This is a genomic window from Flavobacterium rhamnosiphilum (assembly GCF_004349195.1).
GTDB classification, from domain to species: Bacteria; Bacteroidota; Bacteroidia; order Flavobacteriales; family Flavobacteriaceae; genus Flavobacterium; species Flavobacterium rhamnosiphilum.
Window position 1 is genome coordinate 127,399 of record NZ_SMLG01000002.1, and the last position, 14,712, is coordinate 142,110.

Here is a 14,712-nt window from a genome sequence, read left to right on the forward strand (position 1 = left end):
ACAAGAACAATTTATTTTATCTCTATTTTCGTAGAACTATTTTGATATATTTCTTTTTTATTAACTATTTGATTTATTTTTAATCCCGAGAATTTGGAATTATGTACATCGTCTAAAACAATCGGAACTCTGAAATCGGTTTTATCTACTTTCATTTCTATATTAGAAAAATCAATTCCTTTGGCATGGCGAATGTAAACTCCCCAAGAAGGTAATTCTTTAAACATTGAAAAATCCGGATACTGAGCTGGAATCTCTGGAATTGTATTTAACTTATTCAAAGGAACATTGGCATACAGTGCGTTTCCTCCTCCAGGGTGTCTTATCTCAAAATTTTTGAAAACAACATCCGAAATCAACAAACCAGGCAATCCAGTAATAATAATCGCAGGCGAAATATTTCGAGGTAAATCTTCAATCGGGCCTTCGTAACTATATCCAGCATCTGGTTTTGTAGCAGGAATTTCGGCATAAACATTACTAATTTTAATGTTATTCAAAGTGCTCTTTCTTTCCTTTTTAGTTCGCTCTCCTATTCTCAAAAAGATAAGATTCCCCGTATTGTATACTCTCAATCCATCTATTTCTATGTTTTCCAAAAAACCACTATCAACTGATTCCAAAGCTATTGCAGATCTGTAGGTGTCAAAAACAATGTTATTGATAATTTTAACATTTTTGAAGCCACCATGTCCTAAAGTACCAAATTTGATAGCATTGGCACTTGATCTAACAGTATTGTTTGCGATGTATATATCATTACAAAAACGTTTAGAATCGTGTGATTTCAAACAAATTCCATCATCGGCAGCATCTATATAGCAGTTTGTTACAGAAACTTTGTCACAATCAACAATATCAATTCCATCATTATTCCAATAATCTACATTGTCAATTGTAATACCATCTATTGTCAAATTTTGACATTGATCATACGTTTGATTCCAAGAAGCCGAGTTTCTAAAAGTTACTCCCTCTATTTTTACGTTTTTACATTCTCTGAAATAAAGTCCCATCGGTCTGCTAGCTTCGGAAGCTCGCCCGTATTTATACGAATCTTTTGTAAGACCTTTTTCAATATTGGCTACTACATTTCGGGCAACAAATTTTCCTTGTCCATCAATAACACCTTTACCTGTTATCCCCATATTTTCCTGATTAAATGCAAATAAAAAGGACGGAAAATCTTTTGTTTTTTCGTAATCAAAAGGATTTAAAGACCCCAAAATAGTTGCTCCATCTTCTAAATGAAGTATAACATTAGACTTTAAATTAATCGTTCCCGAAAGGTATCGTCCTGCGTGAAAAACCAATCTGCCACCACCGTTTTGATTTATGTGGTCGATGGCAAATTGTATTGATTTTGTATTTAATGTTTTACCGTCCGATTCTATTCCAAACAACGAAACAGAAAAATCTTTTGCAGCTAATACAGTAGCGTTTAGGCATAACAAAACGATAATAATTATGTTTTTTATTCTCATATTTTTTTTAATTATAAATTAAGTTGTTGTTGTTTTTAGAATTTAGATTCAAAGTCAAAGTCCAAAATCAAATACAAAAATTACTTCACTTGATTTTCGGTAGATTTATTTTGAAAAACGTCTTGATTTTTAAATTTACCGTTGATTTTTAAATCTGAGAATTTAGACTTTTGTACATCATCTAAAACTACTGGCACTCTAAAATCATTTTTATCTGTCTGCATTTTTATATTAGAAAACTGAATCCCACTTGCATGACGAATATAAGCACCCCAAGCAGGTAGCTCCTTAAACATTGAAAACTCAGGATATTGGGCTGGCAACTCTGGAATGCTTTCTATTTGATTCAAAGGCACGTTGGCAAATTTAGCATTACCACCACCTGCATGTTTAATAACAAAATTCTTGAAAACAACATCCGAAATTATTGATTCTGGAAGCCCTTTAATAATGATTGCAGGAGAGATATTCCTCGGTTGATCCTCAATTGGCCCTTCAAAACCATAACCCGCATCCGGTTTTGTTGCAGGAATTTCTGCGTATACATTGCTTATTTTAATATTTTTAAGAGTACTCTTTTTACCTTTTATACGCTCACCAGTTGTTAGATAAATTAGATTACCAGTATTGTATACTTTTAAAGAATCAATTTCTATGTTCTCTAGAAAACCTCCATCAACAGATTCTAAAGCTATAGCTGAGCGGTAGGTATCAAATACGATATTATTTACAATTTTTACATTACGAAACCCTCCTTTTGAAGCAGTTCCAAATTTGATTCCATTGGCACTTGTTCTAATTTTATTATTAGATATAAAGATGTTATTACAAAAACTATTGGCATCGTGTGATTTCAAACAGATTCCATCATCGGCGGCATCTATATAAGAATTAGTAATTGATACATTATCACAATCTACGATGTCAATACCATCTTGATTCCAATAAGTAGTGTTATCTACAGTAATTCCATCAATAGTTAGATTCTTACACAAATCATAGGTCTGATTCCAAGAAGCGGAATTTTTATAAGTAATATCAATAATCTTAATGTCTTTACATCTTTTAAAATACACTAACATAGGTCTATTCCCTTCAGATGGTCTGCCATATTTATAAGAATCTTTAGTAAGTCCTTTTTCTATATTCTCTACTACATTTCTTGCTACTTCTACTCCTTGACCGTCTAAAATTCCTTTTCCGGTAATACCAATATTTTCCTGATCATAGGCAACTACTAAAGCATAACACCATGATGCGCTTGTTTTCTCATAATCGAACGGATTAGTAGAACCTAACAAGATTGCTCCTTCATCAAAATGAAGTGTAACATTGGATTTTAAATTAATCGTTCCGGTAAGGTATCTTCCAACATTAAAAACTAATCTTCCCCCGCCATTGGCATTAATGTGATTTATAGCAAATTGTATTGAGGTTGTATTTAATGTTTTACCATCCGAATTGATTCCAAATAAGGAAGCTTTATAATCTTTTGCAAACATGCTAAAAGATGTAAAAAGAAGTAAAAATAACAGTGCATTATTTTTTATATTCATGACTATAATTATTTAATTATTAATAAATTTTAACTGGCCCACATAATCCCATAGATTGAAGGGGTTGATTTTTTCTTTTCTCATTAGTCCAGTATTGTGCAACCGGATTATCTGTTAGTGTTTTCATATAATTCCCCATTGTAGTAATCACTTTAATTTCTATTGTATTACTCCCTTTCACAAGAAATTTATTGATTGGAAAAATTCTATTGCCATACCACTGAGTTCCTACATTTTTTCCGTTCACACTGACTTCAGAAATACCATAAACTTTCCCAATATTCAAATGATTCAAGAGATTCGCATTAGAAATTTCTATTTTCTTTTTATAAATTACTGTCCCTGAAAAATTGGTATAATCTGGAATATCTTTTAGATCAGAAAGTGTACTAAATTGTGTATTTTTAGTTGTACCATTTATATGTTGCAATTCTACAGACCAATTCTCACTGAAGTTCAGTTCTTTTGAGTTTCCTATTAGCATTGGTTTAAATACTCGACCATCATTATCCTTGTCAAATATTAAAAGTTTAGAATCCGCAGGACCAAACTTAAGAGCCAAAGAGCCATTACTAATATCTATTTTATATCGCTCACCTGAAATAGGATCCCATATCCAAGCTTGTTTTCCGGAAAAAATAGAACTTGATATAGATACTTCATAATCATAAGATTGAATGCTACTAGAATTACTAAAAAATAATATTTCAGTATCTTTTGTTTGGTATCTAATTTGTTTTATAAAATGATTTGGCTCTTTAATTTTAACATACAACGGAATATTATATTGTTCTTGAATTTGTTTGTACCAATCAATAAAATTACTTTCTGGTTTTTTTAACAGTACAAATTGATTTTCCTGTTTTTTTAATTTGGAAATCACTTCTTTTACTTCAAGATTTCTCTTTTCAAAATCTAACCAACCACTAGATTTATCTGGATATTTCTCAATGCAAAAGACTCTTCCTCCATTGGCAACAAAATCAGCTATTTTTTTTGCAGTTGCAACTCCAATACTTTCAACTTCAATAAGAAACAACGTATGATATTTTCGTTCCCCATAAGTCATAAACCCTTTTTCTGTACCCGAATCCTGAATCACTTGTTCCGAAACGTAATCACAAGAACTTCCATTTTGATGAATTGCTTCCCAAACCAACATTTGATAAGCGGGATGTACTACTGTTGGAAAAGGTTCGTTTTGAGCACCATAAATACTCCATAAATCGGTAGTTGGGGGCAAAACTGCAATCTCGGCAAACATCGTTGCTTGTTGTAACAATGCTGAAATTCTAGCTCTGTAATCCGTATAGTTTTTAAAATAAGGCCACATCGTATTCTTTTCATTCAAATACCCACCATAGGTTATCCATCCTGGAAATGCAGCATTTGGAGGAGAATAATTGAATCCGTGAAATATAGGATGTGTAACGCCTGAGAGTGTACTTTGATCCCCTGCAATTTTAAAAATCTCTAATGATTCATTAAAAACCATTGCGGTATTAGTCAATTCTTCCGAACTAATAAGTTTTTTCCCTTTTAAGTGAGCTCCAGAAGAAAGATATTTATTAATCATTGTGTTTCCTTGTCCATGATGCCAAGGGTAGGACGCGAATTGAGCCTCTGAAACTTCTTCTCCAATTCCATACTTTAACCAAGTTTCACATTCCGGAATATCTATTTCAAAACTTCCTTCCAATGGGAAATAGCCTCTACCGTAAGCTTGAGCTCTAGATTTTATTTTATTTTCTTTACACCATTCGGCAAAAGTGTGAACGAATCTTTCGTGATGTAATTCGGCTTTTGTTAATTCAAAATCATATCGCATGCGATTAGTCATTTCAACCATTTCCGGAGACATATCGGCAGGATATTTCGGATTAGCAGTATTACCCATACCTCCGATTTTAAATAATACAAAAGGTAAATATGGGTAAATATCATATCCACGTCTGGCTTTAAACTCACTCATCATATCCGAAGTCCAATTTGCTCCTTCGGTTTCTAAACTATCTATAAAAAATGATCTTACGTAAGGTGAAAGTGGCCCGATTTTATCTTGAATTGTATCCGTCATTTTGTCCAGAAAACGTTTAACCGCTTTTTTATCAAAATGATTTAAAACAGGTCCACCACCGCCAGGAGTTCCCTGAATAACTTTCATGAAACCTTCTATTTTTACCAAACTATAAACCGCAAATTTTCCTCTTGGAATATTTATATTAATAATTCCATTTTTTATTTGATCTGATAAGTCGATAACCTCATCCATTTTTGTTAATGGATCTGGCACCAATTTAACGGACAGCAATTCCATTTTTCTACCCGAATAGGCATTGGTAACAGCTGGGTCGGCTTCTTTCAAAAAAGTAAAAGTAGATATTTCATCAACTAAAGGTCCTTCCATTTTTTTTACGCCTAAAACAACTATTTGAGAACGCTCCTCACCTTCCAAAAACTCTGCTCCACAAGGAAAACCTGAGCCTACCAGTAAATCACAGGTCATTCCCATCTTTTTAGCTTCAATCAAAGTAGATTTCAATGCGTCAATCCATTCGTTACCCAACCATTGTAATGAATCAATATTCATATCATTTGTTCTGTCTGGGAAAGAAATAGGGTTTATTTCTACCCCTCCAATTCCAGCCGCTTTAAGTATTTTTAACTCTCTGATTAGTTCAGCTTTATCAACTTTATTTCCATTCCACCACCATCTCACATAAGGTCGATAATTAAGTTCTGGATTTTTAAACAATTTATATAGGTCATTTTCAACAGAAAAATCTGCTAAATTTAGAGGGTTTGCAAAAGACGGTAAGGAATAATTTATTAATAATCCTGTAGCAGCTAAGGATCCTCCTTTTAAAAAACTTCTTCTTTTCATAATTAATTTTAAATTTTATTATAACGCTTGTTAAGGAAATCTTTCATCCACAGATTTAAATCCCATTGTACCTGATGATTGCTATTCACCGAGGTATTCAAAAGATACGGTGGAGGGCCAAACTCAGGTGTTATAGTACAAATTGTATCTCCAGAAACCTTTCGGCTGTTAATCCATGAATCCCATATTTCTAAATGTGCTGCCAACGCTTCTGCATAAGAGGGAGATCTAGGATCTGATACTTGCGAGCCTTGGGTATGACCGATTCTAGCATGTATATGTCTAGAACGGGATATCGCAAGAGCAAGAGCAGGCTTTTGATCTTCTAAATAACTCTCCGATACACAAAACCAGTGGGAAACATCCAGAGTAAGTAAAAGATTAGGATTCCGCTTTAATGCATCCCAACAAATATGGGAAGCGTAGGACCATTTATTGCGATGCGTTTCATGATAGATTGGTATGTCACTAAACTTACTAACAGTCTCACAACTATTGATACAAATATCTACTTGTTCACTGGTAAAATATTCTCTACCTATTTGAGCACTTATAAATAAGGGACTTAAAAGTCCCTTACCCACAAGAGTTAATTCTTGTAATTGTCGATTCATAAGCAAAACATATTCTTCAAAAGACGAATATGTTCCAAGAACCGTCATGACAATACTGTATTTTAAATCGTACTTTATCAATAAATCTACCACTATCTCAGGATCTGATTCATCTCCAAAAGGAAACCATTCTATACCACAATAGCCAGCTGCTTTAACATTTTGTAAAAAAAGTTCCCAATCAATATGTTCCGATCCCCAACGTGGGCAGTAAAACTCAACCAGCATTATTTTGTCTCTCTAGACGAATGATAAATAAGCGGGTTTTGATTCTCATCATTAAGCAGATCCCCTATCTTTAGTTTACCTACGTACTCGGCTGGCAAAACATTGGGTTGACCATTAAAAACATTACCGTCAGGCATATAGGCACAAGTCATTGCTCTGCGATAACCACTGGTCATATTCGCATTTGCTCCATGTATCGTTAAACCATTATGAAATGAACAGCTACCTGCCTTCATTGGTACAGCAACCGAATTCACTTTAATAAATTGGGGATAGACTTCAAACATGTTATCCATATTTTTACCAATACCGGCATTCTCAAATGTAGTTTGCTTATAGGAGCCTGGAATAAAAAACAAACATCCATTCTCCAATGTAGCATCATCAAGGGCTACCCATATAGACAATGCGCGTCGATCCGAAAAAGACCAAAATGGGGTGTCCAAATGCCAAGATGTTGGATTTGCCCAAGGTCTTTTAAAAAGCGCTTGATCATGCCAAATTCTAATTCCTTCTGAACCCGAAAGCTGGGCTGCCATCTTTCCAATCCTCTCATCTAGCATCAACTTCTTTACTCCTTCATCTGTTTGCCATAAATTTAGTAACTGGTCAAATACTTTTCCGAAGTATTCTGTATCTTCATTTATACCGTCTGACTCTCCTGTCTTAAGGTCTTTGCCTGGCATTTTCTGCCCGCTTCTTTCCTTTACTGCATGCATCACAACGGATCTCCAATCTTCTAATTCTTCTGTTGATAAAAAATTTTCAATAAGAATAAATCCGTTTTCCTGATACGATTGTATTTCTTTTTCTGTTAATTGATTTCTCATTTTATTTTTGTTTAGAATTAAACTTTTTTCCGATTTATTAAAATTCCTAATGAAATAAAATCAAGTTTAATTTTAATGAATTATACTTCGATTAGTAACCGTTATTCTGAATTAATTTAGGGTTAATGGTCATTTCTCTAAACGGAATAGCATAAATATATCTGTTTTCGGTTATGGTATATGCGGAAGGAAGCATATATCCGTATTTTGCTTTCTGTTTAATACCAAATTGAGTCAAAACTGGAATAGCTTGGTTGGTTCTTACTAAATCCAACCATCTTGAGTTTTCGAAAGCAAGTTCTATTCTTCTTTCCTTTGCAATTATATCTCGCAACTCAGATTGTACCGTTGTTGTTACATTTGCCAATCCAGCTCTTGTTCTAACTTGATTCAAATAAGGCAAAGCAACTGGTGATTGGCCAGACTCGTTTAAGGACTCTGCAAGCATTAATAATACATTCGAATATCTAATTACAGGCCAATTTTCTTTAGTATTATTAGCCAATAAATAAGGAGGATGATAGTATTTTCGGATAAAATATTTGTATGCAACACTAGGGTTTGGCACATAGTTTACGCTACTTACGATTCGGCTTGCTACAAAATTAGAAGATGCATTTATTGTACCTTCAATTACTCCAATAGAGGCATCCAATCTTTTGTCGCCAATTTCGTAAGATTCTATTAAATCAGGCGTAGGAACATTCCAGCCCCCAAGGGTATTATTATAATTAATTCCTAAAATATTAGTTGTATTTCCGATAGGAATAAATCTATAAATAAAATTGCTCGATTGTCCATCTGTACCGTCTTTATATTGCACTTCAAAAACAGATTCCATTTTATTTTGATTTTCATTTTTAAAAGCATCACCATAATTTGCCCATAATCCGTAACCCATTTTAGTAACCGAATCCAACAACGGAACTGATTTATCATACTGTTTAAGAGACATATACACAAGAGCTAATTCAGACGCAACCATCCCTTTAGTGATCCTACCCGTACCTTGTGGGAATTTAGGCAATGAAACTTTATCTAATGCATCTGTAAAATCGTTTATAATTTGAGTATAAATTTCTTCAACCGAAGACTGTGGCAAATAAGCATTTTCTTTATCCAAAACTTCATGGATATGCAACGGAACTTTTCCGAAATGACGAACTAAATCAAAATAGTAATGAGCGCGAAGTGCTTTTGCCTCACCAATTATTTGGTTTTTATCTGCATCTGTCATCGAAAAATTAATTTTTTCTAGTTTATCTAATATTACATTCGTTCGAGAAATGCCATTGTAACAAGCTAAATAACGTTGTGAAATAACTCCATTTTGGGAATCATCCAAAAAATCTGCTAACTGTTCAAATCCCAACCCTCCTCTATCTTTTGGATTGTAGTCGTATTCACTATTATCGGATCTCATTTCGTCCATAAAAAAAGCAATATTCGAAACATCACGTAGTGGAACATATGCACCTACAAGAGCTTGTTGAAAATCTTGTGTATTTTTATAATAATTTCCTGTATTTAAATTTCCTTCAGGAGACAATTCCAAAAAATCCTTTTCGCACGAAGTATTTATTATCAAAACTATCGTGAATAATAAGTATTTAAAATTTTTCATGTTTTTTTGTATTAAATCTATTTTATATCTAAAAATTAATATTTGTTCCAATACTTATGGTTCTCGGAACAGGATAAGATCCATTATCCTGTCCTGCAGTTGTCTGGCTATCTCTTGTATCGTTCACCTCTGGATTTTGTCCAGGATATTTAGTAAATACATATACCTGATTTGCATTCAAATAAATTCTTGCCGATTTCAAAAGGTATTTTGAGTTTATGTTTAAAGTATAACCAACCGAAATATTACGAATAGTAAGATAATCTCCTGCAAAAACCCAATTAGAATTCCCTAATCTATACAATTCAGTAGTATTAGAAAGAGTTCTAGGGACTTTTCCGTTACCAGGATTTTCTGGTGACCTCCAGCGATTCATCATATCTTTTTCAATATTGAAAATTCCATCTAAATTTTGAGAATTTTGCATATTGACATTCATTATTTTATTTCCTGTTTGTCCTGACATCGTCATAGAAAAATCAAAATTTCTAAATGATAGTGTATTTGTTATTCCAAATAAGAATTTAGGGCTTGAATTTCCTAAAAAAGTTCTATCATTTCCATCAATTTTCCCATCTCCGTTTATATCTTTCATTCTTGCAGTACCAACTGCCGAAGTTGCATGTTTAGGTTGGGAGTCAAACTCTTGTTGATTCATATATACACCATCAAAAACATATCCATACAATTCTCCAATTCTACGCCCCACTTCGGTCCTGTTAAAATCATTATACTTATTAACTCCTCCAATAGGTGTATTATCCTGAAGAGAAAGCACTTTATTATCTAAAAACGAAAGATTTAAATTTGTATCCCATTTCAAATCTCCAATCAAGTTTTTGGTGTTAATCTGAAATTCATGTCCCCACATTTTAAATTCTCCTACATTATAACGAATACTTGAATAACCCGATGAAAAAGGAATACTAATTTGATAAAGCATCCCATCTGTTCTTTTGTCATAATAATCGTAAAGAATAGAGATTCTACTTTTAAACAAACTTAATTCTAGTCCTAAATCTAATTGTTTAGATGTTTCCCAAGTCAAATCTGGATTCCCCAAATTATTTATAGATAGCCCCGGAACTAATGCACCCGAAAATACATAATTAGTAGAACCTAGTGTTGTTGTTTGTGTATAATCTCCTATGTTATTATTACCCGTTACTCCAAACCCTGCTTTCAATTTTAAGAGAGAAAAATTCTCTGATTTTGGAAAAAAAGATTCTTCGCTTGCAATCCATCCAGCAGATGCTGATGGAAATATTCCATATTTTTTATTTAAACCAAATCTAGAAGAACCATCTCTTCGCATACTTGCCGAAAAAATATACTTACCTTTAAAATCATAATTCAATCTACTAAACAAAGATTCAATTGCATAAGCATTCTTATTTGTAGTTCCGGTTGTAGTAGCCGCTCCAACAATCCATGGAATATCATCATTAGCAAAATTAGATCCATTAATATTTCTATAATTCCTTTCATATTTTTGAGCACTATGCCCAATTAAAAAATCAAATGTATGCGAGTTAATCTTTTTATTATAAGTAAGCATATTTTCTATCAACCAAGAGACATAATTGTTAGAATTATGTGAAGCCGATGGAATTGTTGGTCCTGGTGTACCAAAAAAACCATAAGTCGATGGACGAAAAACATTACTGTCTGTAAATCCTAAATCGGTATTATAAGAACTCTTAATTTTCAAGCCATCTAGAATTTTTATTTCGACAAAAGCATTTCCTAACATTCTAAAAATATTATTTTTTAAATTTAAGATATTTAATTGTTCGTAAAAATTTGGCAGAGGATAGGTTCCATAAGAAATTGGTTTAGGATACGTTCCGTCAGGATTGACAACAGGTACCAAAGGAGAACTTATTTCAGCACCAACTATTATTGGTCTTCCTGTTACTGCGTCCAATGCAGCTGTTGTATTATAATCCATCTGATAAGTTGGTGCGATATTAAAACCCACTTTCAATGATTTACTTGGATTATATTCATTATTGGAACGAAATGAAATTCTTGACATCTCGGTATTTACCAAAACCCCTTCTTGCTTAAAATAGGTCAATGTATTGCTAGATAATACTTTTTCTGTTCCAGTAGAAATGTTCAAAGAATAGTTAGTAATAGGTGCAGAACGTAATAAAGCATTGTACCAATCAGTGCCTTTCCCATAATTTTCTGGATTTTTATAATCGTCAGGTATTTCTGCTAAACCTGTTTTTGGATACTTCCAATTTTCATATTTTATTTTATCTTCATAAAATCCTTTTTGAAATGTAGCAAATTCGTTTGCATTCATTAAGTCCGGCTTACCTCTATCTAATACAGTCTGAATTCCGGTATAAGTATTAAATGAAACATTTGTACTTCCTGATTTTGCTTTTTTAGTAACAATCAATATCACCCCATTTGCAGCTCTTGAACCGTACAATGCAGATGCAGAAGCGTCCTTTAACACACTAAAACTTTCTATATCATCTGAACTGATTAAATTTAAATCCCCTGTTATCGGCTGACCGTCAACAACTACTAAAGGCTGATTTCCAGAACCTAACGAAGCAGCACCTCTTATTCGAAATGCCATACCCTGACCAGGTCTTCCATTTGCTTGATTTATTTGCAAACCCGCAACTCTTCCTTGCAATTTTTGACCTATTTCTGCACCAGGCACATCTTTCAAATCTTTGTTATTCACCGTCTGTACCGATCCCAAAACCTTTTTCTTAGTTTGGCTACCGTAACTTACTACTATAACCTCATCAAGAACTTTGTTGTCAGATTGCAAAACTATATTTAGAATTGACTGACCGTTTACCGAAACTTGTTTGGTAGCAAACCCCAAAAAACTAAATTCCAAAGTAGAATTGTTGGCAACTTCAATTTTATAAGAACCATCTGCCAAGGTGTTGGTCCCTATATTAGTACCTTTTACCAAAACATTAACCCCCAGAAGAGGCTCCTTTTTTTCATCTAGAACTTTCCCTTGAACAATTTGTTGTGCGATGGCTTGGGTACAGAATCCCAAATACAACACCAATGCCTTAATCAAGAATAGGCTTACTCGATGCTGTTGTAGTAATTTCTTCATTTTTTGGTTTTTTTAGTTAGAATTTATTTAATCTTATTTTTTTTTTAACATAACATAAAATTATGTTTTATATATTACAAACTTAGCAGTTGCATTTCTAACAACTGTCCTACGCAATCGTAATAGAAATCATTATTTTAATTCTTTTTTTTTATTAAATTAATTAATTTAATTAATCCAAAATAGATGTGAGATTGCCCATAAATACTAAAATAATTTTATACTCTTATAAGAAACTTAGTTGATTAAATTAATTACAAGAATACCCCTTCAAATAATTAATTTATTTGAAGGGGTATTCTTGTAATTTGAAATATTAAATTTGAATTGTGAAATATATTGGTTTCCCAATCGAAATTTTGAGAACTGGTCATCAGAATTCATTTAAATTCCTGACAATTAAATTTAACAAGACCTTGGTAATTAAAAAGATTCTTTTAAGACTTTAATATATTGTTGCTCCATTGATTCCTTGCAAGCAATTATTTTTGTTAGTTCTAATCGAGTGTTATCAGAAAAAATTAATTCTTTTGAAAAGATTCCTTCTGAATTGGTTGGAAAGTGCGATGGAAAAATAGCAATTCCAATTCCGGCACTCACCAATCCTAGCAATAATTCTACATTTGACACTTCCTGAACAATATTGGCATCTCTTGAGAAACCTTCATTTCTGCAATATACTTCAACATCTTCTAAAATTGCGGGACATAAGTCTTTAGTCAATTCAACCCATTTGTCGTTTCTAAGCTGCTCTATCTTTATTTTTTGGTATTTTGCCAAAGGGTGATTTTTAGGCATGATGACATTAAGAAATTCATTCTGGAAAACCTGGTAATCCAATCCTTTGAAAACTAGAGGTAATGTAGTAATGCCAATATCAACATTTCCTTTGAACAAAGCTTCTTGCACCGATATTACTGTTGAACATTCGATTATTTTGAAAGTAGTATCGGGAAACTTCTGTTGTAGCTTTTTTAGAACGGCTATAATCTCATTTGTAAGACACATTTTAGGTATCCCCAACTTTATTTGTTTGCTTTTTTCACTGTTTATTTTGGCGCTTATTAGTGTTCTGTCAAGAAGATCAATTACACGACTTACTTCTTTCATTAAATATGCACCTGCCTCAGTAAGTTCAACTTTTCTATTATTAACACGTTTTGCTTTGTCAAAAAGTTCAAAACCCAACTCACTTTCTAATTGTTGAATTTGATGAGTTAAGGCAGGTTGAGTAATATTTAGTTTTTCAGCAGCCTTACCAAAGTGTAATTCTTTCGCTACTACCAAAAACGATTTTAATTTACGTAATTCCATTATTAATGCATTATAAAGATCCTCTTAAAATCAGTTCAAATGGATTTTCGATATGTTCTTTTGAGGAGCTTAATACCAGTTCTGCTGCTGATTTTCCCATTGTTGCAAAATCAGTTGAGATTGTGGTAAGTCCATTCATGATAAATTTTTTGAGAGGAGTCTCATTATAGGAAATCAGTCCAACTTGTTCCCCAACAGTCAAATTCAAAGTAATAATTTTGTCCAAAATTTTTACTAAATCAGATTCCATTAAATTTATGTAAACCTCACCTTCATTTACTTCTTCTAGGTCAAGATCGTGTACAATTTTATAATTAAAAGCATAACTATAACAAAAGTTTTCGAACCCTTTTATGATCTCCTTTGGAAAATAACTGTCTTCTGGAAAAATAAGTTTTAAAGTGTGATATTTACTCAAAGGCTCTAAAGCTTTGCTAAGTGCATTATAAATATCCTCTTCAAAATTTTCATAAACAGTTCCATAATTTCCTGTGATTCCTTCAATTTTTTTATCTACAATAATTAGTTTTTCTTTTGGAATTTGCTCAATCAATAATTTATACCCTTCCCCTTTTTCTAAAAAATGGGGAATAATGACATAGTGGGTGTAAATGCCTTTTTGTTGGTTCAGCAATTTTTTAAACAAGCTAAAATCATTGTTATAAATATAAAAATCAATTGCTGCCTTTTCACCCAAAGTTTCTACAAAGGCATCATAAATGATTTTCTTGTGAACACTCAATTTATTGAACATCAAGAATATTTTCAAATCTTGCGAAACATCAGTATTGGCAATGAAGTAGCCTTTCCCTTGATGGGCTTCCAAAATGCCCATTTTACGGAGTTTGTTATATCCCTTTTCAATCGTAACCCTCGATATTTCGTACTCAAAACTCAATTCATTAATCGAAGGCATTAAATCGCCTTTTGTCAAAATATTTTGCTTTATGGCATTCAATACAGCATTAACTAACTGTTGGTACTTTGGAGTAGCAGAAAGCTCATCAATTCTGAGACTATCAATTTTTGACTTATGTTTCATAGAAATTCAAGATTGTAGGAATCAATTATAAGG

The 14,712-nt window shown here is 32.7% G+C and carries 9 protein-coding genes; all 9 read right to left on the reverse strand.

From position 1 onward, the window contains the following. Window positions 1-11: 11 nt before the first annotated feature. The 9 genes from E0I26_RS04205 to E0I26_RS04245 all read right to left on the reverse strand — a co-directional run bounded on the left by E0I26_RS04205 (window position 12) and on the right by E0I26_RS04245 (window position 14,679). Window positions 12-1,484, reverse strand: coding sequence for a glycoside hydrolase family 28 protein (locus E0I26_RS04205; RefSeq protein WP_131915248.1), 1,473 nt, complete (start codon window positions 1,482-1,484; stop codon window positions 12-14). An 80-nt stretch (window positions 1,485-1,564) separates the two neighbouring features. After that, on the reverse strand, window positions 1,565-3,040 hold the full coding sequence (locus E0I26_RS04210) for a glycoside hydrolase family 28 protein (protein WP_131915249.1): 1,476 nt from the start codon (window positions 3,038-3,040) through the stop codon (window positions 1,565-1,567). Between the two features lie 19 nt (window positions 3,041-3,059). Further along, entirely contained in the window at window positions 3,060-5,924 is a 2,865-nt protein-coding gene (locus E0I26_RS04215) for a glycosyl hydrolase (RefSeq protein ID WP_131915250.1), read from the reverse strand. 8 nt (window positions 5,925-5,932) lie between these two features. Then, window positions 5,933-6,766 carry a sugar phosphate isomerase/epimerase gene (locus E0I26_RS04220; RefSeq protein ID WP_131915251.1) on the reverse strand — a complete coding sequence of 278 codons (834 nt, stop codon included), beginning with the start codon at window positions 6,764-6,766 and terminating at the stop codon, window positions 5,933-5,935. Continuing rightward, window positions 6,766-7,596 carry a phytanoyl-CoA dioxygenase family protein gene (locus E0I26_RS04225; protein WP_131915252.1) on the reverse strand — a complete coding sequence of 277 codons (831 nt, stop codon included), beginning with the start codon at window positions 7,594-7,596 and terminating at the stop codon, window positions 6,766-6,768. Before E0I26_RS04225 ends, E0I26_RS04220 begins: the two co-directional genes overlap by 1 nt. Before the next feature lie 91 nt (window positions 7,597-7,687). Next, on the reverse strand, window positions 7,688-9,220 hold the full coding sequence (locus E0I26_RS04230; RefSeq protein WP_131915253.1) for a RagB/SusD family nutrient uptake outer membrane protein: 1,533 nt from the start codon (window positions 9,218-9,220) through the stop codon (window positions 7,688-7,690). Between the two features lie 28 nt (window positions 9,221-9,248). Beyond that, window positions 9,249-12,323 (reverse strand): SusC/RagA family TonB-linked outer membrane protein, encoded by a 3,075-nt coding sequence (locus E0I26_RS04235; protein ID WP_131915254.1) that lies wholly within the window; start codon window positions 12,321-12,323, stop codon window positions 9,249-9,251. Window positions 12,324-12,746: 423 nt separating this feature from the next. Then, on the reverse strand, window positions 12,747-13,637 hold the full coding sequence (locus tag E0I26_RS04240; protein WP_131915255.1) for a LysR family transcriptional regulator: 891 nt from the start codon (window positions 13,635-13,637) through the stop codon (window positions 12,747-12,749). A gap of 10 nt (window positions 13,638-13,647) precedes the next feature. Further along, window positions 13,648-14,679 carry a GntR family transcriptional regulator gene (locus E0I26_RS04245; protein WP_131915256.1) on the reverse strand — a complete coding sequence of 344 codons (1,032 nt, stop codon included), beginning with the start codon at window positions 14,677-14,679 and terminating at the stop codon, window positions 13,648-13,650. Window positions 14,680-14,712: the final 33 nt, after the last annotated feature.